At 65.6% G+C, this 23,223-nt stretch carries 22 protein-coding genes; 18 read left to right on the top strand and 4 right to left on the bottom strand.

Features of this window, described 5'->3' with window-relative positions:
- Nucleotides 1-48: 48 nt before the first annotated feature.
- The 4 genes from ACVMDN_RS01040 to ACVMDN_RS01025 all read left to right on the top strand — a co-directional run bounded on the left by ACVMDN_RS01040 (nt 49) and on the right by ACVMDN_RS01025 (nt 3,922).
- Complete coding sequence (locus tag ACVMDN_RS01040) at nt 49-516, top strand: molybdenum cofactor biosynthesis protein MoaE (protein ID WP_076825543.1); 468 nt, start codon at nt 49-51, stop codon at nt 514-516.
- On the top strand, nt 516-1,475 hold the full coding sequence (gene prmB / locus ACVMDN_RS01035; RefSeq protein WP_076825545.1) for a 50S ribosomal protein L3 N(5)-glutamine methyltransferase: 960 nt from the start codon (nt 516-518) through the stop codon (nt 1,473-1,475). Before ACVMDN_RS01040 ends, prmB begins: the two co-directional genes overlap by 1 nt.
- 164 nt (nt 1,476-1,639) lie before the next feature.
- Nucleotides 1,640-3,052: an EAL domain-containing protein gene (locus ACVMDN_RS01030; protein WP_141342025.1), complete on the top strand. Its 1,413-nt coding sequence runs from the start codon at nt 1,640-1,642 to the stop codon at nt 3,050-3,052.
- 15 nt (nt 3,053-3,067) lie between these two features.
- Nucleotides 3,068-3,922 carry a TIGR01459 family HAD-type hydrolase gene (locus tag ACVMDN_RS01025; RefSeq protein ID WP_076825548.1) on the top strand — a complete coding sequence of 285 codons (855 nt, stop codon included), beginning with the start codon at nt 3,068-3,070 and terminating at the stop codon, nt 3,920-3,922.
- Nucleotides 3,923-4,370: 448 nt separating this feature from the next.
- Here the strand turns inward: ACVMDN_RS01025 and ACVMDN_RS01020 are convergent, their stop codons facing one another.
- Nucleotides 4,371-4,766 (bottom strand): response regulator, encoded by a 396-nt coding sequence (locus ACVMDN_RS01020; protein ID WP_016844467.1) that lies wholly within the window; start codon nt 4,764-4,766, stop codon nt 4,371-4,373.
- Nucleotides 4,767-4,980: 214 nt separating this feature from the next.
- Between ACVMDN_RS01020 and ACVMDN_RS01015 the strand changes: the two genes are divergently transcribed.
- From ACVMDN_RS01015 to arfB, 8 genes are all read left to right on the top strand, one after another.
- Complete coding sequence (locus ACVMDN_RS01015; protein WP_076825550.1) at nt 4,981-5,952, top strand: bifunctional riboflavin kinase/FAD synthetase; 972 nt, start codon at nt 4,981-4,983, stop codon at nt 5,950-5,952.
- Nucleotides 5,949-6,500 (top strand): sugar O-acetyltransferase, encoded by a 552-nt coding sequence (locus ACVMDN_RS01010; protein WP_200844658.1) that lies wholly within the window; start codon nt 5,949-5,951, stop codon nt 6,498-6,500. Before ACVMDN_RS01015 ends, ACVMDN_RS01010 begins: the two co-directional genes overlap by 4 nt.
- Before the next feature lie 210 nt (nt 6,501-6,710).
- Nucleotides 6,711-9,725: an isoleucine--tRNA ligase gene (gene ileS / locus ACVMDN_RS01005; RefSeq protein WP_076825553.1), complete on the top strand. Its 3,015-nt coding sequence runs from the start codon at nt 6,711-6,713 to the stop codon at nt 9,723-9,725.
- 149 nt (nt 9,726-9,874) lie between these two features.
- Nucleotides 9,875-10,372 (top strand): signal peptidase II, encoded by a 498-nt coding sequence (lspA, locus tag ACVMDN_RS01000; protein ID WP_057016631.1) that lies wholly within the window; start codon nt 9,875-9,877, stop codon nt 10,370-10,372.
- A gap of 102 nt (nt 10,373-10,474) precedes the next feature.
- Nucleotides 10,475-11,206: a hypothetical protein gene (locus tag ACVMDN_RS00995; protein ID WP_076825555.1), complete on the top strand. Its 732-nt coding sequence runs from the start codon at nt 10,475-10,477 to the stop codon at nt 11,204-11,206.
- A 151-nt stretch (nt 11,207-11,357) separates the two neighbouring features.
- The gene (locus ACVMDN_RS00990) at nt 11,358-12,749 is read left to right on the top strand and encodes a M16 family metallopeptidase (protein ID WP_194295318.1); all 1,392 of its coding nucleotides are present in this window, start codon (nt 11,358-11,360) and stop codon (nt 12,747-12,749) included.
- Nucleotides 12,746-14,110: a M16 family metallopeptidase gene (locus ACVMDN_RS00985; protein WP_194295319.1), complete on the top strand. Its 1,365-nt coding sequence runs from the start codon at nt 12,746-12,748 to the stop codon at nt 14,108-14,110. The genes ACVMDN_RS00990 and ACVMDN_RS00985 overlap by 4 nt, the downstream gene beginning before the upstream one ends.
- A gap of 191 nt (nt 14,111-14,301) precedes the next feature.
- Nucleotides 14,302-14,721, top strand: a complete 420-nt coding sequence (arfB, locus tag ACVMDN_RS00980) for an alternative ribosome rescue aminoacyl-tRNA hydrolase ArfB (RefSeq protein ID WP_076825557.1) — start codon at nt 14,302-14,304, stop codon at nt 14,719-14,721.
- 264 nt (nt 14,722-14,985) lie between these two features.
- Here arfB and ACVMDN_RS00975 read toward each other — a convergent pair whose 3' ends face one another.
- The gene (locus ACVMDN_RS00975; RefSeq protein ID WP_057016634.1) at nt 14,986-15,285 is read right to left on the bottom strand and encodes a hypothetical protein; all 300 of its coding nucleotides are present in this window, start codon (nt 15,283-15,285) and stop codon (nt 14,986-14,988) included.
- A 390-nt stretch (nt 15,286-15,675) separates the two neighbouring features.
- Here ACVMDN_RS00975 and ACVMDN_RS00970 point away from each other — a divergent pair, with 390 nt between their 5' ends.
- Genes ACVMDN_RS00970 through ACVMDN_RS00955 form a run of 4 tightly spaced genes read left to right on the top strand, consistent with a single transcriptional unit; the run spans nt 15,676 to nt 18,580 of the window.
- Nucleotides 15,676-15,996: a c-type cytochrome gene (locus ACVMDN_RS00970; RefSeq protein ID WP_076825591.1), complete on the top strand. Its 321-nt coding sequence runs from the start codon at nt 15,676-15,678 to the stop codon at nt 15,994-15,996.
- A complete protein-coding gene (locus tag ACVMDN_RS00965) occupies nt 15,997-16,392 on the top strand; it encodes a VOC family protein (RefSeq protein WP_057016635.1) in 396 nt (131 codons plus the stop codon). It begins immediately after the preceding gene.
- Nucleotides 16,393-16,445: 53 nt separating this feature from the next.
- Nucleotides 16,446-16,994 (top strand): Twin-arginine translocation pathway signal, encoded by a 549-nt coding sequence (locus ACVMDN_RS00960; RefSeq protein WP_076825559.1) that lies wholly within the window; start codon nt 16,446-16,448, stop codon nt 16,992-16,994.
- 17 nt (nt 16,995-17,011) lie between these two features.
- Nucleotides 17,012-18,580 carry a GMC family oxidoreductase gene (locus tag ACVMDN_RS00955; protein ID WP_076825561.1) on the top strand — a complete coding sequence of 523 codons (1,569 nt, stop codon included), beginning with the start codon at nt 17,012-17,014 and terminating at the stop codon, nt 18,578-18,580.
- A gap of 307 nt (nt 18,581-18,887) precedes the next feature.
- Here the strand turns inward: ACVMDN_RS00955 and ACVMDN_RS00950 are convergent, their stop codons facing one another.
- Complete coding sequence (locus ACVMDN_RS00950) at nt 18,888-19,208, bottom strand: ribbon-helix-helix domain-containing protein (protein ID WP_016848007.1); 321 nt, start codon at nt 19,206-19,208, stop codon at nt 18,888-18,890.
- 233 nt (nt 19,209-19,441) lie between these two features.
- Between ACVMDN_RS00950 and mutL the strand changes: the two genes are divergently transcribed.
- Both mutL and ACVMDN_RS00940 read left to right on the top strand, forming a co-directional pair.
- The gene (gene mutL / locus ACVMDN_RS00945; protein WP_076825563.1) at nt 19,442-21,259 is read left to right on the top strand and encodes a DNA mismatch repair endonuclease MutL; all 1,818 of its coding nucleotides are present in this window, start codon (nt 19,442-19,444) and stop codon (nt 21,257-21,259) included.
- A gap of 123 nt (nt 21,260-21,382) precedes the next feature.
- Entirely contained in the window at nt 21,383-22,558 is a 1,176-nt protein-coding gene (locus tag ACVMDN_RS00940; protein ID WP_057015551.1) for an IS481 family transposase, read from the top strand.
- Nucleotides 22,559-22,668: 110 nt separating this feature from the next.
- Here the strand turns inward: ACVMDN_RS00940 and rsmD are convergent, their stop codons facing one another.
- Nucleotides 22,669-23,223: a 16S rRNA (guanine(966)-N(2))-methyltransferase RsmD gene (gene rsmD, locus ACVMDN_RS00935; protein ID WP_076825565.1), complete on the bottom strand. Its 555-nt coding sequence runs from the start codon at nt 23,221-23,223 to the stop codon at nt 22,669-22,671.

Raw genomic sequence — 23,223 nt, 5'->3', positions numbered from 1 at the left:
GTGGGTACCGGTTCGCGTGAAGAAAACGCGTCAAGCAAAGAAGTCCACATGACCGTCGCAGCGACCATCCGTATCCAGCAAGCCGACTTCGACGTCGCGCAGGAGATCGCGGCCTTGAGCAGGGGCCGCACCGATGTCGGCGCGGTCGTCAGCTTCAGCGGCATCTGCCGCGGCAGCGAGCAGGGCGAGCCGATCGCGGCGCTGACGCTCGAACATTATCCGGGCATGGCGGAAGCCGAGATTGGACGCCACGCCGACGAGGCGCTGGCGCGCTGGCCGTTGCAGGGCCTCACCATCATCCATCGCTTCGGCCGCATCGCGCCGGGCGAGAACATCGTGCTGGTCGTGACCGCCTCGGCGCACCGGCAGGCCGCGTTCGAGGCCGCCGAGTTCCTGATGGACTATCTGAAGACCAGCGCACCGTTCTGGAAGCGCGAGGAAAGCGCGCGCGGCGCGAGCTGGATCGAGGCGCAGGGTCATGACGACGCGGCCGCCGCGCGCTGGACCAAATCCTGATGGCCAAGCGCAGCAAAGTGCCGGCCAGGCGCAGCCCCGCCGTGCCGAAAGCGCCGAAAGTCGGCGCCGGCGAGCTGCAGACCCTGTTTGATTTCCTGCGCTATGCGACGAGCCGCTTCAACGCGGCGAAGCTCGTGTTCGCGCACGGCACCACCGATCCGGTGGCCGAGGCCGCGTTCCTGATCTGCGAAACGCTGCACCTGCATCCCGACCAGTTCGAGACCTTCGCCACCGCGCGCGTCACCGTGGCCGAAGGCAAGCAGATCCTCGACCTGATCGAGCGCCGGATCGCGACGCGGAAGCCGGCCGCCTATCTCGTCAACAAGGTCTATATGCGCGGCCTGCCGTTCTATGTCGACGAGCGCACCATCGTGCCGCGCTCCTTCGTCGGCGAATTGCTGGATTCGCATTTCGGCGGCGACGAGGACGGCACCTCGCTGATCGGCGATCCCGAGGAGGTCGAACGCGTGCTCGACCTCTGCACCGGCTCCGGCTGCCTCGCGATCCTGGCCGCCCGGCATTTCCCCAACGCCGCGGTCGATGCCGTCGATATTTCAAAGGACGCGCTCGAGGTCGCCGCGCGCAACGTCGCCGACCACGGCCTCGACGGTCGCCTGACGCTGCATCGCGGCGACCTGTTCAAGCCGCTCGGCGGCAGCAGATACGATCTCATCATCTCGAACCCGCCCTATGTCGACGCCGAAGGCATGGCGGCGTTGCCGCGCGAGTGCCGTGCCGAGCCGAAGATCGCGTTCGATGGCGGCGCCGACGGGCTCGACATCGTCCGCCGCCTGCTCGATGAGGCGAGGCAACATCTGACCCCGCAGGGCGGGCTGCTCTGCGAGATCGGCCGCGGCCGCGACAATCTCGAGGCCGCCTATCCGAACCTGCCGCTGCTCTGGCTCGACACCGAGGACTCCGAGGGCGAGGTGTTCTGGATCGCTGCCGCGGACCTCTGACCGGCGTGCCGCCGCCGGCTCCGGCGCTTTACGGAGCCCGACCCCGGCGAAACGAAAATCGTGTGCAGTTCCAGCCGGTTCCGAAGATCGCTGGCCCGTCGAATCAACAATGGTGCTAAGGTCGCGGTCCGGGGACGTTCGGACAGAGGGCGCGGGCGCGCGACATGATTCGCATTTCGACGATCTTCATCGCCATCTGCATGGTGCTGGTCGCAGCCTCGCTCGGCTTCGTGCTGTATTCGGTGGCGGGCATCAGCGGATCGGAATCGGCGATCGTGGCGCTCACCGCCCTCACCTGCCTGATCCTCTACAACGCGGTCTCGATGCGGCTGCGTGACCGCAGCGACGTCGGCGGCCAGATCGCGGATCTGTCGCGCGGCACCGCCGACCTTGCCCGCCAGGTCGCCGAATTCGGCCGCCGGCTGGCCGCGGTCGAAGGCCGCGTCGCCTCGGCCAACTCCACCGGCGCCGACCGGATGCAGGGCATGGCCGGCGAGATCAGCGAACTCGGCGGACTGGTGCGGCAGCTCGCGGCATCCGTCGCGCATCATGAGGATCTGCTGGCGGCGGCTCCGGCGATGCAGCCGGTCGCGTCCCCGCGTGACGATGTGTTGCAACGGGTTGCGCCGGCGCCGACCGTCGTGGTTGCGCCTCCGCCGCCACCTGCGGCTCCGCCGGAGGTCTCGCGCAGCCAGACCCAGCTGATCGGCGCGATCAAGCAGGCCATCGACGAGAACCGCCTCGACATCTACCTGCAGCCGATGGTGACGCTGCCGCAGCGCAAGGTGCGCTACTACGAGGCGGTGACGCGGCTGCGCGACGAGCGCGACCAGGTGCTGGCCGCCGAGGATTTCATCGAGGCGGCCGAGGCCGGCGGCCTGATCGGCCGCATCGATCACATGGTGATGCTTCGCTGCGTCCAGGTGCTGCGCCGCCTGATGATCCGCAGCAAGGATGTCGGCGTGTTCTGCAACGTCTCGGCGGCGACGCTGTCCAACCAGGCGCATTTCACCCAGTGTCTCGACTTCCTCGAGGCCAACCGCGCGCTGGCGCCGTCCTTCGTGCTCGAGTTCAAGCAGGCGACCTTCCGCAATCTCGGCGGGACCGAGAGCGAAAACCTCGCGGCGCTGGCACAGCGCGGCTACCGGTTCTCGATCGACCATGTCAGCGACCTTCGCCTCGAGCCGCGCGAGCTCGCCGATCGCAGCGTCCGCTTCATCAAGGTGCCGGCGGCGCTGCTGCTCGACGCCAGGCAGATCGCGAGCACCGATATCCATCCGTCCGATCTGTCCGACCTGCTCGGCCGCTACGGCATCGACCTGATCGCCGAACGGATCGAGGGCGAACGCTCGGTGGTCGATCTGCTCGACTACGATGTCCGGTTCGGCCAGGGGTTCCTGTTCGCGCCGCCGCGGCCGTTGCGGCCGGAGGGGGCATCTGCTACCGCCGAGGCTCCGCAGACCAACCCCCAGGATCTTAATGGCGCCAGCACTTCAGCCCCCGCCTCCAGCCCCGCAGCTCCGCCGCGCGCAACCGGCAGCGCCGCGCTGGCGCGCCGCGCCCTCGGTCCAAATTAGCCGGCAATTTGCATCATGACCTCACTGCGTTTCGTGGAGCAGCTGCGCGACCTCGTCGGCGGCGTCGATGTGGTGCTGTCGGACATCTGGGGCGTCGTGCACAACGGGCTCGAGTCCTTTCCCGAGGCCTGCGAGGCCCTGCACACCTTCCGCCAGCAGGGCGGCACGGTCATCCTGATCACCAACGCGCCGCGGCCGGCCGATTCCGTGCAGCGACAACTGCGCAAGCTCGGCGTCGCCGACGAGACCTATGATGCGATCGTCTCCTCGGGCGACCTGACGCGCCACTTCGTGGCCGATCATCCCGGCCAGAAAATCTTCTGGATCGGCCCGGAGCGCGACAGCTCGATCCACCGCGGCCTCGACGCCACGCTGGTACCGCTGGAGCAGGCCGACTACATCATCTGCACCGGCCTGTTCGACGACGAGACCGAGTCGGCCGAAGACTATCGCGACACGCTGCTGAAGGCGCTCGAGCGCAAGCTCACACTGGTGTGCGCCAATCCCGATATCGTGGTCGAGCGCGGCGACCGGCTGATCTATTGCGCCGGGGCGGTCGCCGAACTCTATCGCGAGCTCGGCGGCGAGGTGATCTTCTACGGCAAGCCGCACCGGCCGATCTATGAGCGCGCCATGGCTCTGGCCACCGAACGCCGCGGGCGTCCGACCGAGCTCAGCCGGGTGCTCGCGATCGGCGATTCCGTGCGCACCGATCTCACCGGCGCCCTTGGCTTCGGCATCGATCTGTTGTTCGTTACGCGCGGCATCCATTCCGAACAGTTCGAGGGCATCGAGCAGCTCGATGCGGCCTCGATCAAGGAATTGTTCGGCCATCCGCCCCGCGCGCTGATGCGCGAGCTGAAGTGGTAGCGGCAAGCGACGCTGTCCCTCGCCCCGTTCTTCACCGGGTCGAGACGAGCGAAGCTCGCTCTTGGAGGGTTCGGTGAGCGGCTGCCTCCCCAGGCGCCGGATGCCGAGAGACCTGTACCCCCTCACCCGGATTGCATCTCTCGATGCAATCCGACCTCTCCCCGCAAGCGGGGCGAGGTGAAGGGGCGCGCCGCCAAAATATCGAAAACAACCCCATGCAAAGTAGCCCGTGGCGCGCGGGGTTCGCCAGTCGCCTTGACACGTCGGGCAACTCAGCGATACTCTTCTAATATTCCGAAATCGTGCAGCCGCCCTCCCCCTCGTGTTGCACAAGCGGGGCGGGTAAAGGGAAGCGTGATCAAATGCAAATGCCCGGGACACCTAGCGCGAAGACGCGCTTCTGCCCGGGCATGCGTGAATTTCAGCCGATGCGATCGATGTCGGGCGGTTATGCCGTCGCCATGTCCGGGAACACCGCCTCGATCTTGGTCTTCAGCGTGGCCGCATTGAACGGCTTGACGATGTAGTTGTTCACGCCGGCCTTCTTGGCCGCGATCACGTTCTCGGTCTTGGATTCCGCCGTGATCATGATGAAGGGCGTGGTCGCGAGGTTGGGATCGGCGCGGACTTCCTTGAGCAGGTCGTAGCCGGTCATCGGCTCCATGTTCCAGTCGGAAATCACCAGGCCATACTTCTTGCCGCGCATCTTGTTCAGCGCTGCGGAGCCGTCGGAGGCATCGTCGATATTTTCAAATCCAAGCTGCTTGAGAAGATTCCGGATGATGCGGATCATGGTGCTGTAATCATCAACCACCAGAACCGGCATGGACAAATCAACCGCCATCTTTCCCCCCAAAAACACAAACGCAACTTGGCTTCTGCACGAACGCAGCTTTCCGCCAACGACTAACAGCAGCCGTTAAACAGCGCGTTAACCGGCTGAATCCGGATTGTTACGGATTTGACGCGATTTTCGTTAGCCTTGACTTCCACGCCGCCGCCGCGTCACGGTCCGGCCCGCACCAATCATGCTTAAGAATCCTTGAAGAATACCGCTCATGAGCACCGGCTTTACCGTTATCCGCGACAACACCCCCGCAAGCGCCATTCCGAAAGGCGCCGTGGTCGCGATGGGGAATTTCGATGGCGTCCATCTCGGTCACCGCGCCGTGATCGGCGCGGCGCTTGCGATGGGCAGAGCGCGCGGCGTGCCCGCGCTCGCCGTGACCTTCGAGCCGCATCCGCGCAGCTTCTTCAGCCCGAACACTCCGCAATTCCGTCTCACGGACGAGACCAACAAGCTGCGGCTGCTCGCGGCCACCGGCCTCGCGGGCGCCGTCGTCATGACGTTCGACAAGGCGCGCGCCGGGACCACGGCACAGGATTTCATTCACCATGACCTGATCGGCCGGCTCGGCATCAGCGGGATCGCGGTCGGCTACGACTTCCATTTCGGCAAGGGCCGGGTCGGCTCGCCGAGCCTCCTGGTCAGCGAAGCACCGCGGCTCGGCATCGAGGTCGATGTGCAGGCCCATGTCGACATCGAGGAGCGTCCGGTTTCCTCCAGTGCCATCCGCATGGCGCTCGCCGAAGGCGAGATCGCGGATGCGACCACGATGCTGGGCGGACCGTGGTTCGTCACCGGCAAGGTGGTCCACGGCGAGAAGCGCGGCCGAGATCTCGGTTACCCCACCGCCAATATCCGCCTCGACAAGCATTGCGGCTTGAAGCACGGCATCTACGCGGTGCGGGTCGGCAAGGGCTCGCAACGGTTCGACGGTGTCGCAAGCTTCGGGCGCCGGCCGACCTTCGACAACGGCGCGCCGCTGCTCGAGGTGTTCCTGTTCGACTTCAAGGGCGATCTGTACGACGCGGTCCTTGATGTCGCATTCATCGGTTTCATTCGCGAAGAGCTGAAATTCGACACCATCGAGGCGTTGATACGCCAGATGGATGACGACAGCGCCAAGGCGCGCGCGGTGCTGGCCGCGGCGCCCGACGCGTTCCCGCAGCTCGGAGTGATTGGTTGAACCGGACTGAAAAGCAAAAGATGCTGGCGGGCGAGCTGTATCGCCCGGATGCGGAGCTCGCCGCTGAGCATACAGCGGCGGAACAATGGATGGCACGCTACAATGCGTCGGGCGCGTCGTCCGCGGCCGAGTTGCACGCGCTGCTCGGCGAGCGCTTCCGCAAGGTCGGCAGGGATGCCGTGATACGCCCGCCGTTCTTCTGCGATTACGGCAGCAATATCAGCCTCGGCGACGGCGTGTTCCTCAACTTCAATTGCGTCATCCTCGACGTCGTCGAGGTCGCGATCGGCGATCGGACCCAGATCGGACCCGCGGTGCAGGTCTATACCGCCGACCACCCGCGCGATGCCGAAACCCGCCGCGCCGGGCTGGAATTCGGCCGCCCGATCCGGATCGGCAGCGACGTCTGGATCGGCGGGGGTGCCATCATTCTGCCCGGCATCACGATCGGCGACGGCGCCCTGGTCGGGGCCGGCAGCGTGGTCACACGGAACGTCGCCCCCGGCGCGATCGTGGCGGGAAATCCGGCCCGGGCACGGCCGGCCTGAACCGCGCCATGCGCGGCCCTGCGAGCCACCGGGGGCTTTGCGATTTCCCCGTCCGGCTGCTATGGAAACCCCATGTTTTCGCGGCGCATCATACGGATTAGCGGCCCGGCTTCCGCCTGAGCCTGAAGGCTCGGCGCAAGACCGGGACTTCGTCGTTTCACCCGCGATTGATCGCGTATCCGCGCCCGCACCTGCCAAATCAGAGCTTTCATGTCCGACAAGCCGCAAAAGACCGACGCCCAAAAGACTGACGTTAGGGACTATTCCAAGACCCTTTACCTGCCGCAGACGGATTTCCCGATGCGCGCCGGCCTGCCCCAGCGCGAGCCGGAAATCCTGAAATACTGGAACGACATCGGCCTCTACGACAAGCTCCGCCGGGAAGCCGAGGGCCGCGCCAAATTCGTGCTGCATGACGGCCCGCCCTACGCCAACGGCAACATCCATATCGGGCACGCGCTGAACAAGATCCTCAAGGACGTCGTGACCAAGAGCCAGCAGATGCTCGGCTTCGACTCCAACTACGTGCCGGGCTGGGACTGCCACGGCCTGCCGATCGAATGGAAGATCGAGGAGGAGAACTACCGCTCCAAGGGCAAGCAGAAGCCCGACTTCCGCGACTCGGCGGCGATGGTCGCGTTCCGCAAGGAGTGCCGTGCCTATGCGACGCACTGGATCAACGTGCAGCGCGAGGAGTTCAAGCGGCTCGGCATCATCGGCGACTGGGATCATCCCTACCAGACGATGAGCTATCCGGCGGAGGCCCAGATCGCCCGCGAGCTGATGAAGTTCGCCGCCAACGGGACGCTCTATCGCGGCTCCAAGCCGGTGATGTGGAGCGTGGTCGAGAAGACCGCGCTGGCCGAAGCAGAGGTCGAATACGAGGACTACACCTCCGACATGGTGTGGGTGAAATTCCCGGTCACCTCGCCGGCGCATGGCGCGCTGGCCAATGCCTCGGTCGTGATCTGGACCACCACGCCGTGGACGCTGCCCGGCAACCGCGCCATCTCGTTTTCGCCGAAGATCGCCTATGGCCTCTACAAGGTGACGGATGCGCCGGCGGACAATTGGGCCAAGACCGGCGATCTCCTGATCCTGGCCGACGCGCTTGCCGCCGAGGTGTTCAAGCAGGCCCGCGTCACGTCCTATGAGAAGGTCCGCGATATTCCCGGCGACACGCTGGACGCCGTGGAATGCGCCCATCCGCTGCGCGGCTTCGGTGGCGGCTACGAATTCATCGTGCCGCTGCTGGCCGGCGAGCATGTCACCGACGACACCGGCACCGGCTTCGTGCACACCGCGCCGAGCCACGGCCGCGAGGACTTCGACGTCTGGACGGCCAACACCCGCGAGCTCGATGCGCGCGGCATCCCGACGGCGATCCCGTATACGGTCGACGAGAACGGCGCCTACACCGCGCAGGCTCCGGGCTTCACCGGCAAACGCGTGCTCAACGACAAGGGCGAGAAGGGCGATGCCAACGAGGCCGTGATCAAGGCGCTGATCGAGGCCGGCAGGCTGCTCGCGCGCGGCCGCCTCAAGCACCAGTATCCGCACTCCTGGCGCTCCAAGAAGCCGGTGATCTTCCGCAACACGCCGCAATGGTTCATCGCGATGGACAAGCCCATCGCCGAGAACGGCCATGCCAGGAAGGGCGACACGCTGCGCGCCCGCGCGCTGCACGCGATCTCGGTCACGCAATGGGTGCCGCCGGCCGGCGAGAACCGCATCAACGGCATGATCGCCAACCGTCCCGACTGGGTGATCTCGCGGCAGCGCGCCTGGGGCGTGCCGATCGCCGTGTTCGTGAGGGAGAACAGCGACGGCTCGGCCGAGATCCTGCAGGACGAGGTCGTCAACCAGCGCATCACCGAGGCGTTCATGGAGGAAGGCGCCGACGCCTGGTACATGGACGGCGCCCGCGAGCGCTTCCTTGGCAGCCGCGCGTCCGAGAACTGGAAGAAGGTCGACGACATCTGCGACGTCTGGTTCGATTCCGGCTCCACGCACGCCTTCGTGCTGGAAGACCGCCAGAACTTCCCGCAGCTCGGCAACATCGTCCGCAAGGTCGATGGCGGCAACGACACCGTGATGTATCTCGAAGGCAGCGACCAGCATCGCGGCTGGTTCCACTCGTCGCTGCTGGAAAGCGCCGGCACGCGCGGCCGCGCGCCTTATGACATCGTGCTGACCCACGGCTTCACGCTCGACGAGAACGGCCGCAAGATGTCGAAGTCGCTCGGCAACACCGTCGAGCCGCAGAAGGTGATCAAGGATTCCGGCGCGGACATCCTGCGCCTGTGGGTCTGCGCCACCGACTATGCCGACGACCAGCGCATCGGCCCGGAGATCCTCAAGAACACCATCGAGACCTACCGCAAGCTGCGCAACTCGATCCGCTGGATGCTCGGCACGCTGCATCATTTCAAGCCGAGCGAGAAGGTCGCCTTTGCCGAGATGCCCGAACTCGAGCGGCTGATGCTGCACGAGCTCGCCGGCCACACCGAGACCATCCGCAAGGCCTATGCCGACTTCGACTACAAGACCGTGGTCGCAAGCCTCGCGGCCTTCATGAACTCCGAGCTGTCGGCGTTCTACTTCGACATCCGCAAGGACACGCTGTATTGCGATCCGCCGTCCTCGGTGGCGCGCAAGGCGGCGCTGACCACGATCGATCTGCTCTGCGACGCGATCCTGAAATGGCTGGCGCCGATCCTCAGCTTCACCACCGACGAAGCCTGGCGGATGTATCGGCCGAACGCCGAGCCTTCGGTGCATCTGACTCTGTTTCCCGAAGGTCTCGAGCAGTTCCAAGACGACGCGCTTGCCGCGAAGTGGGAGACGGTCCGCAACGTCCGCCGCGTCGTCACCGGCGCGCTCGAACTCGAACGCGCCGCCAAGCGGATCGGCTCCTCGCTCGAGGCATCGCCGGTGATCTACGTCGCTGACAGGGAGATGCTGGCCACGCTGTTCGATATCGATCTTGCCGAAGTCTGCATCACCTCGAACTACGAGGTGCGCGAGGGCGAGGCGCCGGCGAACGCCTTCCGCCTCGACGCCGTGCCTGGCGTTGCCGTCGTGGTCGAGAAGGCGGTCGGCACCAAATGCGCCCGTTCGTGGAAGATCCTGCCGACGGTGGGCGAGGACGGCGAATATCCCGACGTCTCGCCGCGCGACGCGCAAGCGCTGCGCGAATGGAAGGCGCTGGGGGGCAGCGTCTAACGTCCGCTGTCGTCCCTGCGAAAGCAGGGACCCATAACCACCACTGCCTGGAATGGACTGAGGTTGATGACTCCGAGTCATTCAAGCAACACCCGACACGGGGTATGGGTCCCTGCTTTCGCAGGGACGACACCTTTGGTGGGCTGGCAATGAGCCCTCCCCTCCGCACCGGCGTGATCACGGCGATCATCACCCTGATCGCCGACCAGGCCTCCAAGCTCTGGCTGCTCCACGTCCTCGACATCGTGCATCACGCCCCGGTGCGGGTGACGCCGTTCTTCGACCTGGTGCTCGCCTGGAATCCGGGGATCAGTTTCGGCTGGTTCCAGAGCGAGACCCCGGCGGCCCAGATCCTGCTGATGGTGATCAAGGCCGCGGCCGTGATCGCGCTGGCGATCTGGATGGCGCGGTCGCGGACCTGGCTCGCGACGGTGTCGCTCGGCCTGATCATCGGCGGTGCCATCGGGAACGGCATCGACCGCTTTGCCTATGGCGCGGTGGTCGATTTTGCCCTGCTTCATGCCGAGATCGGGGGAAAAACCTTCAATTGGTACATCTTCAACCTTGCCGATGTAGCCATCGTTGCTGGCGTGGCAGCCCTATTGTATGATTCCGTGGTGGGGACCCCCGCCGTAAAAGCGCCCTGATCCCGGCCGATACGAGCCGGTCAGCGGCCCACACCTGTATCAAGCGGAACTGTGGCCTAAGCCAGTGATCGCTTTGGCGAATTTTGAGATGGGAATGGCGCAATGCGCAACACCAAAGCCCGCGGTTACCTGATCGAGACGTCCCGGCTGTCGCTGATGCGCGGCCTGCGCCTGGCGTTCGTCGCAGCCGGGATCGGCCTTGTCATGACGGCCGGCCCGGTGCGCGCCGGCGACGATGAAGATGACGGCGACGACGGCCTGACCTTCGAAGAGCGGATCGTCGACAATCTGATGACCGGGCTCGGCGCCAAGAGCGCGGCCAGCAAGGGCATCGACTACCGCGAGCGCTCGCCGCTGGTGGTGCCGCCGAAGCTGGATTTGCCCCCGCCGGCGTCGACCGCCCAGGTCAACGCGCCGAACTGGCCGAAGGACCCTGATATTGCGGCGCGCAAGGCTGCGATCGCGGCGCGCAAGAAGGAAGTCAAGAAGGAGCCCTGGCAGTCGGCGGTGGCGTTGACGCCGGCCGAGATCGAGGCGGGCCGCAAGCAGCAGACCGCCACCGACGGGCGCAAGGAGCCGCTGGAGCCCGGCGTGAGCACCAATCCATCGCTGATGCCGAGCCAGCTCGGTTACAACGGCGGCCTGCTTGGCATGTTCAAGGGGAACAGCAGCGAGTCCAAACCGTTCAAGGGTGAGCCGACGCGCGAATCCCTGACCGAGCCGCCGCCGGGCTACCAGACGCCGTCCGGGGGCTATGCCTACGGCACCGGCCCGCAGGCGCCGAAGGCGAAAGAAGGCCAGTACGACGTCATGACCGGAAAACCGGTGCAGTGATCGCCTGGCCTCCGCGGGCGAAGGCTGACATGAGCAAAGCTTAATGCGGGGCGGCGGGTGTCTCTCCGCTTCGTGACCATCGGCACGGGAACGACCGCGTACGATGGCTTGCTTTCGCGCCCCGGCCGGTGTCCGGGCTTTCATAAGGACCATGATGCGCTCTCGCCGATCGATCGCCCTGTTCGCTGCCGCATTCGTTTCCACCATCCCGCTGCCGGGTGCCAGCCTCCGCGCCCAGACCACCGTCACCTCGGAACGCCCCGCCAGTTTCACGCTCGACAACGGCCTGCAGGTCGTGGTGATCCCCGACCACCGCACGCCCGTGGTCACGCAGATGATCTGGTACAAGGTCGGCTCGGCCGACGAGACGCCCGGCAAATCGGGCCTCGCGCATTTCCTCGAGCATCTGATGTTCAAGGGCACCGCCAAGCATCCGGCGGGCGAGTTCTCGCAGACCGTGCTGCGCGTCGGCGGCAATGAGAACGCCTTCACCTCGGTCGACTACACCGGCTACTTCCAGCGCGTGCCGCGCGAGCAGCTGCCCACCATGATGGAGTTCGAGGCCGACCGCATGACCGGCCTGATCCTCAAGGACGAGAACGTGCTGCCGGAGCGCGATGTCGTGCTGGAGGAGTTCAACATGCGGGTTGCCAACAACCCGGATGCAAGGCTGACCGAGCAGATCATGGCCGCGCTTTATCTCAACCATCCCTATGGCCGGCCGGTGATCGGCTGGCATCAGGAGATCGAGAAGCTCGACCGCGAGGATGCGCTCGCCTTCTACCGGCGCTTCTACGCGCCGAACAACGCCATCCTGGTCATTGCCGGCGACGTCGACGTCAAGGATATCCGCCCGCTGGTCGAGAAGAACTTCGGCCCGATCCCGGCGCAGCATGCGATCCCCGAGAAGCGGGTCAGGCCGCAGGAGCCGACACCGGCCGCGCCGCGCACCGTGACGCTGTCGGATCCGCGCGTCGAGCAGCCGAGCCTGCGCCGCTATTACCTGGTGCCGTCGGCGACGACGGCGGCAGCGGGCGAGAGCCAGGCGCTCGATGTGCTCGCGCAGTTGATGGGCGGCGGCGCCAATTCCTATCTCTATCGCTCGCTGGTGATCGACAAGGGCCTCGCGATCTCGGCCGGCGCCGGCTACCAGGGCACCTCGCTCGATCCGTCGCAATTCTCGATCTCGGTGACGCCGAAACCCGGCGTCGAGTTCGCGCAGATCGAGGACGCGATCGACAAGGTGATCGCCGACCTCGCGCAGAACCCGGCGCGCGCCGAGGATCTCGAACGGGTCAAGACCCAGCTCATCGCGGAGGCGATCTACGCCCAGGATAACCAGGCGACACTGGCACGCTGGTATGGCGGCGCGCTGACCACCGGGCTCAGCATCGAGGATATCCGCAGCTGGCCGGATCGCATCCGCGCCGTCACTGCCGAGCAGGTGCGCACTGCTGCCGCCAGCTGGCTCGACAAGAAGCGGTCGGTGACCGGCTATCTGATCAAGGATACTGCGCCGAAACGCGAGGAGAAGCGCTCGTGATCTATTCCCTCACCCGCCGTGCGGCGCTGATCGGCGGCGCCTGCACCGCGCTGCTGACGCTGACGTCGGCGCCCTCGCAGGCTGCGGCCAAGATCCAGCGGCTGGTATCGCCCGGCGGCATCGAGGCGTGGTTCGTGCAGGACGCGACCGTGCCGCTGATCGCAATGGAATATGCCTTCAGCGGCGGCGCCAGCCAGGATCCGCCCGGCAAGCCCGGCGTCGGCAATCTGGTCGCCGACCTGCTCGACGAGGGTTCCGGCGATCTCGATTCCAAGACCTATCATGAGCGGCTCGAGCGCCGCGCCATCGAGCTCAGCTTCCAGTCGAACCGCGATCAATTCCGCGGCTCGCTGCGCATGCTCAAGGACAACAAGGACGAAGCCTACGACCTGTTGCGGATGGCGCTGACCTCGCCGCACTTCGAGCCGAAGGACGTCGAACGGATCCGCGCCCAGGTGATCGCCAATCTGCGCCGCGAATCGACCAATCCGTCCTCGCTCGCCGGCCGCAAGTTCCTCGAGCTCGCATTCGGCGATCATCCCTATGCCAGGACGGCCACCGGCACGCTCGACAGCGTGCCGACCATCCAGATCCCGGATCTCAAGGACTATACCCGCCGCATCATCGCCAAGGATACGCTGCGCGTTGCCGTGGTCGGCGACGTCGATCCCGATACGCTCGGCAAGCTGCTGGACAAGACCTTTGGTGGCCTGCCGGCGAAAGCCGAATTGACGCCCGTCCCCGACGTCGTGGCGACCAGGCCGCCGCAGCGCGCCTTCGTCCCGCTCGACGTGCCGCAGACCGTCGTCACCTTCGGCGGCCCCGGCATTGCCAGGCATGACCCGGACTTCATGGCGGCCTATGTGGTGAACCACATTCTCGGCGGCGGCGGATTGTCGTCGCGGCTCTACAAGGAAGTGCGCGAGAAGCGCGGGCTGGCCTACTCGATCTATGAAGCGCTGGTCTGGATGGATCACTCCTCGCTGTTCATCGGCAACACCGGCACCCGCGCCGATCGCGCCGGCGAGACCGTCGATGCGATCGAAGCGGAAGTGCGCCGCATCGCCGAGGAAGGTCCGACGCAGAAGGAGCTTGACGAGGCGAAGTCCTACCTGAAGGGCTCGCAGATGCTGGCGCTCGACACCTCCTCCAAGCTCGCGCAGGCGATGCTGCAATACCAGCTCGACAAGCTGCCGATCGATTACATCGAGAAGCGCAACGCCATCGTCGACGCGGTGACGCTCGACGATGCCAAGCGGGTCGCCAAAAAGCTCTGGGGCAACGGCCTACTCACCGCAATCGTCGGCCGCGCCCCGCAAGCCGCGGCGCAGCCGGTGTCGGCGCCGCCGAAGGCGAACTGACGCGTTTCGGCGGGCCACCTTCCCTCTCCAACCCCGAGAGCGAGCTTCGCTCGCCTCGGCCCCCGCAAGGGGGGAGAAGGGGGAGCCGCGCACTCGGACGCCGACGTAACAACCACTGCATCAACACCACCCAAGCAGACCCAAACCCGCTATCCTGCGGCCTGCCGATTCTTCCCTCCACGGGTGATGTCATGCTGCGGGTGTCCCGCGACCTTGCGATCGATGAGAACGACATTGAGATCGTCTTTGTCCGCGCCTCCGGCCCGGGCGGACAGAATGTCAACAAGGTCTCGACCGCAGCGCAGCTTCGCTTCGATACCAACAAGATTGCGTTGCCGGCGGACGCCGCGCAGCGGCTGGCGCGGCTCGCCGGCAGCCGCATGACCAAGGATGGCGTGATCGTGATCCACGCCTTCCGCTTTCGCACCCAGGAACGCAATCGCGCCGATGCGATCGAGCGGCTGCTCGAGATGTTGAGGGAGGCGATGATGCGGCCGACACCGCGGCGGCCGACCAAGCCGACGCTCGGCTCCAAGCAGCGCCGGCTCGAGGGCAAGAAGCGCCGCAGCGACATCAAGGCGGGGCGCGGCGCCCGCCGTTTCGACGATTAGATCATAATGCGTTTCCACGGAATCGCATCATGATCTCATCTCCTTGTTTGAGCATGATCTTTTCGGAAAACCGGTTTCCACTTTTCCGGATCATGCTCCAGGGAACGCCGGACGCAGCGCACGCGGCACTGCATCCGGGATCCGGTCAGCGTAACCAGAAGCGTTTTCGCGCGAAGCGGATGTCGGTTCGCGCGAAGGAACGCGTCAGAACAAGAAGCCTGAGCCTTGGTTCCGATTGATCAGAACCGCGAAGGCCCTCGTGCTTCAGTACTTCTTGGTTGCGGGCGCCATCTCGGAACCGCCCGACTTCGGTGCCGTGCGTCCGCTGCCGACCGTTCCCTTGCTGCCCGACTTGGCGGCGGCGCCGCTCTTCTGCGTCGTCGCGCCAGGTTGCGCCGTCATTTCCTCATCGCCGCTGCCGGACATGCCGCCGCCCTGCTGCATGGTACCTCTGCCCTGTGCACCGCCGCGGGTATCCGGTGCAGTCGTTCCCTGTGCCAGGACGGGGCCGGCCATCGCGGCCGAGATGGCAAGGGCGAGCACGCTGGTTTTTGCAAACGTCATCCATTTCTCCTGGGACTTTAATTGACGATGGAGGAGCGGCGCAGGTGGTGCGCCGTTTGCAGCGCCGACCCTGAACCCCATCGCGCAAGACTGCATTTTCCGCAAACGGCGCACGCGAGATGCAAGCTGCGTCGTGTGGTGATCGTGCAGGGATTTCGCGGTCATTTTGCGAAATTGTCGTCCGCATATGCGGCAACCACCGGTTCCGCGCCAGATCACCGCCCAGCTTTGTTCTGCTGTGAAACAGCCCGCTACTACCAACGGCGGATTTCAGCCTCCTACAGTCACCGCACAGAGGCGGTGATGTAGATGACAAAGCTGCGCGCAAGGTGGACGTTGGGGCTGGGATTTTGCAGCGCAATGCTTGCAGTGCAAATGGCCGGCGCGCAGATGCCCTTGCCCGCCGCCAAGCCGCCCGATGGGGCGACGCTGTTCAAGCAGCAATGCGCGACCTGCCACACCACCAACATGTCGGATGCCGTCCGGCAGGGACCGTCGCTCTACAAGGTCGTCGGCCGTCACGCCGGCAAGGCCGACGGCTTCAAATATTCCGCGGGCTTCGGCAAGGCCGATTTCGTCTGGGACGACGCCAGGCTCGATGCCTGGCTGACCAATCCGCAGGAGGTGATCCCGGGCTCCGTAATGGCCTATCGGCAGGCCAAGCCGGAAACCCGCGCCATGATCATCGCCTATCTGAAGGAGCTGAACTGAATGGCGAAACCCGTGCATTCGATGATCCGAGTGTTTGACGAAGGAAAAGCGCTCGACTTCTACCAGCGCGCGTTTGGCCTGGAGATCGCGGACAATCTGAGATTTCCCGATTTCGCGCTGATCTATCTGCGCCATCCCTCCTCGCCCTTCGAGGTCGAGCTCACGGTCAACTTCGATCGCAAGGAGCCCTACACGCTCGGCGACGGCTACGGCCATCTCGCCGTCATCGTCGATGACGTCGATGCCGAGCACGCGCGCTTCGAGAAGGAGAAACTGTCGCCCGGGCCGCTGCGCGACTTCAAGCACGACGGCAAGACGCTGGCGCGCTTCTTCTTCGTCTCCGATCCCGACGGCTACAAGATCGAGGTGATCCAGCGCGGCGGGCGCTTCGGCTAGAGCATGCTCAGACAACAAGGCAATTGCACAAATAAAAATTGACGGAGGAACCCATGAGAGAAATCGATCGACGCAGCAAATATGACCGGCGTGTCTTTCTCAAAGGCGCGGCCGTGACCGCACCCGCAGTCGCGATTGCGACCTCGACGGGGCTCGGCATCACCGATGCGTGGGCCGAAGGCGCCACGACGCTGACGCCGGCCACGATGAAGACGCTGCTCAAGATGGCGCGCGACATCTATCCGCACGATTTCCTCGGCGACAGCTACTACATAGCAGCGGTCAAGCCGTATGACGAGAAGGCCGCGAAGGATCCGGCGGTCAAGTCGCTGATCAATGACGGCGTCACGAGGCTCGATCAGGCGGCCAACGACCGCCACAAGATGCCTTATGTCCAGGTCGCCTGGGAAAACGATCGCGTCGCGCTGCTGCAACAGATCGAGCAAAGCGCGTTCTTCCAGAAGATCCGCGGCGATCTCATCGTCTCCATCTACAACAACAAGGAGGTGTGGCCGCGGTTCGGCTACGAGGGCTCCTCAGCCGAGCATGGCGGCTACATCAAGCGCGGCTTCGCCGATATCGACTGGCTGCCGAAGGTCTAACGGGTCGGGAGGAAACAATGGCAAAATTCGATCTGAATGACAGTGGCGTTGTGGTGATCGTCGGCTCCGGTGCCGGCGGCGGAACGCTCGGCAATGAACTGGCGCAGAAGGGCGTCAAGGTCGTGATCCTCGAGGCCGGCCCGCGCATCGAGAACCAGGACTTCATCAACGATGAATGGGATAGTTTTACCCAGCTCGCCTGGTCCGACGCGCGCTCGACCTCGGGCAGCTGGCGCGTCCACCAGGACTTTCCGGGCCTGCCGGCCTGGATCGTGAAGGCGGTCGGCGGCTCGACCACGCACTGGGCGGGCGCCTCGCTGCGCTTCGACGAGCACGAGTTCAAGATCAAGTCGGCCTATGGCACCATTCCCGGCGCCAACCTGATCGACTGGCCGATCACGCTCGCCGAGATGGAGCCGTGGTACGCCAAGGCCGAGGACAAGATGGGCGTCACCCGCACCAACGGCATCCCAGGGCTGCCCGGCAACAATAACTTCAAGGTGATGGAAGCCGGCGCGAGGAAGCTCGGCTACAAGGAGGTGCACACCGGGCGGATGGCGATCAACAGCGAGCCGCGCGACGGCCGCGGCTCCTGCCAGCAGATCGGCTTCTGCTTCCAGGGCTGCAAGTCGGGCGCCAAATGGTCGACGCTCTACACCGAGATCCCGAAGGGCGAAGCCACCGGCAATCTCGAAGTGCGCCCCGGCAGCATGGTGATCAAGATCGAGCACGACCAGTCCGGCAAGGTCACCGGCGTGGTCTACGCCGATGCGACGGGCGCGATGCAGCGCCAGAAGGCCCGCGTCGTCGCCGTCGCCGGCAACTCGATCGAGAGCCCGCGGCTGCTGCTCAACAGCGCCTCCAGCATGTTCCCGGACGGGCTCGCCAATTCATCCGGCCAGGTCGGCCGCAACTACATGCGGCACATGACCGGCAGCGTGTATGCGGGCTTCGAGAAATCGGTGCACATGTATCGCGGCACCACGATGGCCGGCATTATCCGCGACGAGGCCAAGAACGATCCGAAGCGCGGCTTCGTCGGCGGCTACGAGATGGAGACGCTGTCGCTCGGCCTGCCCTTCATGGCCGCGTTCCTCAATCCCGGCGCCTGGGGACGCAGCTTCACCAGCGCGATCGAGGGCTATCCGCGGATGGCCGGCATGTGGCTGGTCGGCGAGGACATGCCGCAGGAGACCAACCGCATCACGCTGGATCCGAAGATCAAGGACAAGTTCGGCATGCCGGTCGCCAGCGTGCATTTCGACGATCATCCGAACGACGTCGCGATGCGCGACCATGCCTACAAGCAGGGCTCCGCGGTCTATGAGGCGGTCGGTGCCATCGTCACCTATCCGACGCCGCCCTATCCCTCGACCCACAACATGGGCACCAACCGGATGAGCGAGAAGCCGCGCGACGGCGTGGTCAACAAGTTCGGCCAGACCCACGACATCAAGAACCTGTTCGTTTCCGACGGCAGCCAGTTCACGTCAGGCGCAGCGTGCAACCCGACGCTGACGATCGTGTCGCTGGCGATCCGCCAGGCCGACCACATCGCCGGCGCGATGCAGCGCAAGGAGATCTAGACCAGACGACCATTCGAACCGAGTCGCGGATTCCGCCTCACCTCGCCCCGCGCGCGGGGAGAGGTCGGAGCGCATCGTTAGATGCGTTCCGGGTGAGGGGGAGTCTCCGCAAACGCAGCTGTCACCGGATACGCGGAGACGGCCCCTCACCCCAACCCTCTCCCCGTAAGAACGGGGCGAGGGAGCGCAGCGCCGTCGTGGTCGCCACTGCGCTTTAGCAAGAAAATACAATTCCCCTCTCACTGAAGCGGCCTTGCCCAACTGGACAAGGCCGCTTTCTTCTTTGCGTGATGGACCGGTGCGAAATCTATTCCGCCGCATCCATGATCGCCGCCGCCCCGCGATAGTCCGGGACCACCGCCGGAGCATTGGCCTTGGCGCGGTAGATCAGGCAGGAGCAGCGCAGCAGCGACGCGAAATTGTTCACCTCGCCGTGATGATCGAGCACCTCGTTGTGCAGGGTGGTGAGGAACTTGGCCAGCGTCATGCCTTCCTTGGCCGCGATCTCCTCCAGCGTGTCCCAGAACGACATTTCCAGCCGGATCGAGGTGCAATGGCCGTCGATCCGCAACGATCGGGTCTGCGATTCATAGTCGCGTTGCGGCTGATGCGCGAAAAGATGGCACATGGCGTTCCTCCGGCGAGAACTTATAATTTTTCTAAACGATATACCTGTGCGCGCGGCCCCACAATCGGGACGTAGGGCGTGACGCGCCGGCCGCCGAAGCCAAGCGTCTTCAAGGCGATAGGCCGGAATCATCCCCAACCTGCTTGCGGCCGCCAGATCGGTCCCATGCATTTGCCGGCGCGGCGACTTATAGTAACGGCCAGCCTCGAATCGCTCCTCCGAACGTCCAATCCATGCCTGTCCGCCAGCTTCCCGAACAGCTCGTCAACCGCATCGCCGCCGGCGAAGTGGTCGAACGCCCCGCGAGCGTGGTCAAGGAACTGGTCGAGAACGCGATCGACGCCGGAGCCAGCCGGATCGACGTTTTCACCGATGGCGGCGGGCGGCGCCGGATCGGTATCACCGACGATGGCGGCGGCATGACCCGCGCCGACCTCGCGCTTGCGGTCGACCGTCACGCCACCTCCAAGCTCGACGACGAAGACCTGCTGCGCATCCGCACGCTCGGCTTCCGCGGCGAGGCGCTGCCCTCGATCGGGGCGGTCGCAAAGCTCGGCATCACGACGCGTCATGCCAGCGAGCCGCATGCCTGGTCGCTGTCGGTCGAAGGCGGCGAGAAGTCGGAGGTCATGCCGGCCGCGCTCGGCCAGGGCACCCGCGTCGAGGTCAACGAACTCTTCTACGCAACGCCGGCGCGGCTGAAATTCCTCAAGACCGACCGCACCGAGGCGGAGGCGATCCGCGAGGTGGTGCGCCGCCTCGGCATGGCGCGCCCGGACATCGCCTTCACGCTGGCCGGCGAAGAGCGCGCGCCGGTCACCTGGGCCGCAGCGCTGCCCGGCGCGGCCGGCCGGCTGACCCGGCTCGGCGACATCCTGGGTGCGGATTTTCGTGCCAGTGCGATCGAGGTGCGCGCCGGGCGCGAGGGCGTCGTGGTCGAAGGCTTTGCCGCCGCGCCGTCGCTGACCCGCGCCAATGCGCTCGGGCAATATCTGTTCGTCAACGGCCGCCCGGTGCGCGACAAGCTGATCCTCGGCGCCGTGCGCGCGGCCTATTCCGACTACCTGCCGCGCGACCGCCATCCCGTCGTGGCGCTGTTCGTGACCTGCGACCCGCAAGAGGTCGACGCCAATGTGCATCCGGCCAAGACCGAGGTGCGCTTCCGCAACGCCGGCCTGGTCCGCGCGCTCATCGTGCACGCCCTGAAGGAAGGCCTCGCGCGCGAAGGCAGGCGCACCGCGGCCAATACCGCCGACAGCGCCGCGCTCTCGGCCTTCCGCCCCGCCTTCACGCCGCCGCGCCCGAGCAATTGGGACTGGCGCGGCTCGCCGTCCTATCCGGCTGGTCCGCTGCGCGCGTTCGACGGTGCGGCGGCGCCCGCCTTCGCCGAGCCCGGACAGGCCGCCTTCGACGTCGGCGCGCCGACCGCCGATGTGCGCTTCGAAGCCGCGCCCGCGCCAGACCTGCTCGACCGGCCGCTCGGCGCCGCGCGCACCCAGATCCACGAGACCTACATCGTCTCGCAGACCCGCGACGGCCTCATCGTGGTCGACCAGCACGCGGCGCATGAGCGCATCGTCTATGAGAAGCTGAAGGCCTCGCTGGCGAAGAACGGCGTGCAGCGGCAGATCCTCTTGATCCCCGAGATCGTCGAGCTCGATGAGGCGACCGTCGAGAAGCTGCTCGACCGCGCCGAGGAGCTGGCGTCGTTCGGGCTCGCGATCGAATCCTTCGGCCCCGGCGCGGTCGCGGTGCGCGAAACGCCCTCGCTGCTCGGCAAGGCCAATGCGGCCGGTCTCTTGCGCGACCTTGCCGAGCACATGGCCGAGTGGGACGAGGCGCTGCCGCTGGAGCGCCGGCTGATGCACGTCGCCGCCACGATGGCCTGCCACGGCTCGGTCCGCGCCGGCCGCCGCCTCAAGCCGGAAGAGATGAACGCACTGCTCCGCGAGATGGAAGACACGCCGAACTCCGGCCAGTGCAACCACGGCCGCCCGACCTATGTCGAATTGAAGCTGAGCGATATCGAGAAGCTGTTCGGGCGAAGATAAGACCGCATACTCCGGTGTCATCGCCCGGCTTGATGTTTAGCCCGGACAGATCACTGACGGGTGTTCGGAGACATAGCTGACACATCAACATTGGCTGGATTGGTCCGATTCGGGAGGCCGTCCATGCCGTGGAGTGAGGTGTCAGTAATGGATCAGCGCCACGAGTTCGTGCGGCTGGCATTGCAGGAAGGCGCCAACCGGCGCGAGCTGTGTCAACGGTTCAACATCAGCCCTGACGTTGGCTACAAATGGCTGCGGCGCTGGCAGGCTGGTGATCGGGAACTGGCTGACCGCTCCCGGCGTCCGCATGCGATGCCCAAGCGCAGTGAGGCTGCCATCGAGGAGCAGGTGCTTGCGGTGCGCGACAAGCATCCGGTCTGGGGCGCGCGCAAGATCGCCCACTGCCTGAAGCGGGACGGCAAGACGGTGCCTGTGCCCTCGACGGTGCACCGGATCCTGTGCCGGAACGGCCGCGTCAAGCCGAGCGAGAACGCGCCGCCAAATCCAGGGCACCGCTTCGAGAAGGAAGCTCCCAATCTACTGTGGCAGATGGACTTCAAGGGCCACCTGCCGCTCGCCGACGGAACGCGGTGTCATCCGCTAACGATCGTCGACGATCACTCGCGCTATGTCCTGTGCCTGAAGGCCTGCGCCGACGAGCAGCGTTTCACCGTGCAGGATCACTTGACGACGACGTTCCGCTGCTATGGTTTGCCGGAGGCCTTCTACACCGACAACGGCTCACCATGGGGCGATACGTCCGGCATTCGCTGGACCGGATTGAAGGTCTGGCTGCTCAAGCTTGGCGTCAGGGTGGTGCATGCCAGGCCTTGCCACCCGCAGGCCCGCGGCAAGAACGAACGCTTCCATCGCACCCTGAAGGCCGAGGTCTTTGCGATGCGCCGCTTCCGCACCCTACCGGAAGTCCAGCGTGCCTTGGATGCCTGGCGGCCGATCTACAATCTGCAGCGCCCTCACCAAGGCCTTGATATGCACGTTCCCGCCGATCGCTTCCGACCCAGTGCCCGCGCTATGCCGGCCCGCGTCCCGAAAATCGAGTACGACAGCGGCGAGACCGTGCGCAGGGTCTCATCGACGAGGCCCTACATCTCCTTCAAGGGACGCTTCTGGAAGGTTCCACAGGCCTTCGCGCGCGAACGGCTTGCCATCAGGCCGCTGGATCGCGACGGCCATTACGGCGTCTTCTTCGCCAGCTGGCAGGTCGCATCAATCGACTTGACCAACCGCCAACCTGTCAGTGATGTGTCCGAACAGGTGTCAGCCATGTCCCCGGACTAAACACTTGACCGGGCGATCCAGTACGCCGCGGCGATCGTGATCAATCGAGAAGCCGCGGCGCACTGGATCACCCGCATGCGCGGGTGATGACAGCACAACAAGCGGCAATATTACGCCTTGCGAAGAAACACGAACTCCGTGTCGTCATACGCGCGCCGCTCGAGCTCCTCGAAGCCCTCGGGCGCCGCGAACGCCGCGGCCTTGGCCTCCTCCACCACGAGCAGCGCGCCCGGCGTCAGCCAGCCGCCGTCGCGCAGCGAGGCGAGCGCCTTGTCGGCCAGCCCCTTGCCATAGGGCGGATCGAGAAACACCAGCGAGAACGGCTCGACCGGATGCGCCGGTCCAAGATCGGTGGCATCGCGGCGATAGACCTTGGTCGTGCCGCCGAGGCCGAGCGACTCGACATTGTTGCGCAGCAGCGCGCGCGCCTCGGCGCCATTGTCGACGAACAGCGTGAACCTGGCGCCGCGCGAGACGGCCTCGATGCCGAGCGCGCCGGTGCCGGCAAACAGATCGAGCACGCGCGCGTCCTCAACCGGATTGTCGTAGGCGTGGATCAGAATGTTGAACACGGACTCGCGCAGGCGGTCCGCGGTCGGACGAATCTCGCGGCCCGCAGGCGAAGCGAGATTGCGGCCCTTCAGCCTGCCCCCGACGACGCGCAT

This window comes from Bradyrhizobium sp. USDA 4510 (assembly GCF_054059095.1).
Note: the sequence above shows the minus strand (reverse complement) of the source record. Positions and strands in the feature narration are given on the sequence as shown.

Bases quoted from the DNA above. Each gene is read 5' to 3' on its own strand.
- ACVMDN_RS01040 (WP_076825543.1), top strand. From the start codon at position 49: ATGACCGTCGCAGCGACCATCCGTATCCAGCAAGCCGACTTCGACGTC.
- prmB (WP_076825545.1), top strand. From the start codon at position 516: ATGGCCAAGCGCAGCAAAGTGCCGGCCAGGCGCAGCCCCGCCGTGCCG.
- ACVMDN_RS01030 (WP_141342025.1), top strand. From the start codon at position 1,640: ATGATTCGCATTTCGACGATCTTCATCGCCATCTGCATGGTGCTGGTC.
- ACVMDN_RS01025 (WP_076825548.1), top strand. From the start codon at position 3,068: ATGACCTCACTGCGTTTCGTGGAGCAGCTGCGCGACCTCGTCGGCGGC.
- ACVMDN_RS01020 (WP_016844467.1), bottom strand. From the start codon at position 4,766: ATGGCGGTTGATTTGTCCATGCCGGTTCTGGTGGTTGATGATTACAGC.
- ACVMDN_RS01015 (WP_076825550.1), top strand. From the start codon at position 4,981: ATGAGCACCGGCTTTACCGTTATCCGCGACAACACCCCCGCAAGCGCC.
- ileS (WP_076825553.1), top strand. From the start codon at position 6,711: ATGTCCGACAAGCCGCAAAAGACCGACGCCCAAAAGACTGACGTTAGG.
- lspA (WP_057016631.1), top strand. From the start codon at position 9,875: ATGAGCCCTCCCCTCCGCACCGGCGTGATCACGGCGATCATCACCCTG.
- ACVMDN_RS00995 (WP_076825555.1), top strand. From the start codon at position 10,475: ATGCGCAACACCAAAGCCCGCGGTTACCTGATCGAGACGTCCCGGCTG.
- ACVMDN_RS00990 (WP_194295318.1), top strand. From the start codon at position 11,358: ATGATGCGCTCTCGCCGATCGATCGCCCTGTTCGCTGCCGCATTCGTT.
- arfB (WP_076825557.1), top strand. From the start codon at position 14,302: ATGCTGCGGGTGTCCCGCGACCTTGCGATCGATGAGAACGACATTGAG.
- ACVMDN_RS00975 (WP_057016634.1), bottom strand. From the start codon at position 15,285: ATGACGTTTGCAAAAACCAGCGTGCTCGCCCTTGCCATCTCGGCCGCG.
- ACVMDN_RS00970 (WP_076825591.1), top strand. From the start codon at position 15,676: ATGCCCTTGCCCGCCGCCAAGCCGCCCGATGGGGCGACGCTGTTCAAG.
- ACVMDN_RS00965 (WP_057016635.1), top strand. From the start codon at position 15,997: ATGGCGAAACCCGTGCATTCGATGATCCGAGTGTTTGACGAAGGAAAA.
- ACVMDN_RS00960 (WP_076825559.1), top strand. From the start codon at position 16,446: ATGAGAGAAATCGATCGACGCAGCAAATATGACCGGCGTGTCTTTCTC.
- ACVMDN_RS00955 (WP_076825561.1), top strand. From the start codon at position 17,012: ATGGCAAAATTCGATCTGAATGACAGTGGCGTTGTGGTGATCGTCGGC.
- ACVMDN_RS00950 (WP_016848007.1), bottom strand. From the start codon at position 19,208: ATGTGCCATCTTTTCGCGCATCAGCCGCAACGCGACTATGAATCGCAG.
- mutL (WP_076825563.1), top strand. From the start codon at position 19,442: ATGCCTGTCCGCCAGCTTCCCGAACAGCTCGTCAACCGCATCGCCGCC.
- ACVMDN_RS00940 (WP_057015551.1), top strand. From the start codon at position 21,383: ATGCCGTGGAGTGAGGTGTCAGTAATGGATCAGCGCCACGAGTTCGTG.
- rsmD (WP_076825565.1), bottom strand. From the start codon at position 23,223: ATGCGCGTCGTCGGGGGCAGGCTGAAGGGCCGCAATCTCGCTTCGCCT.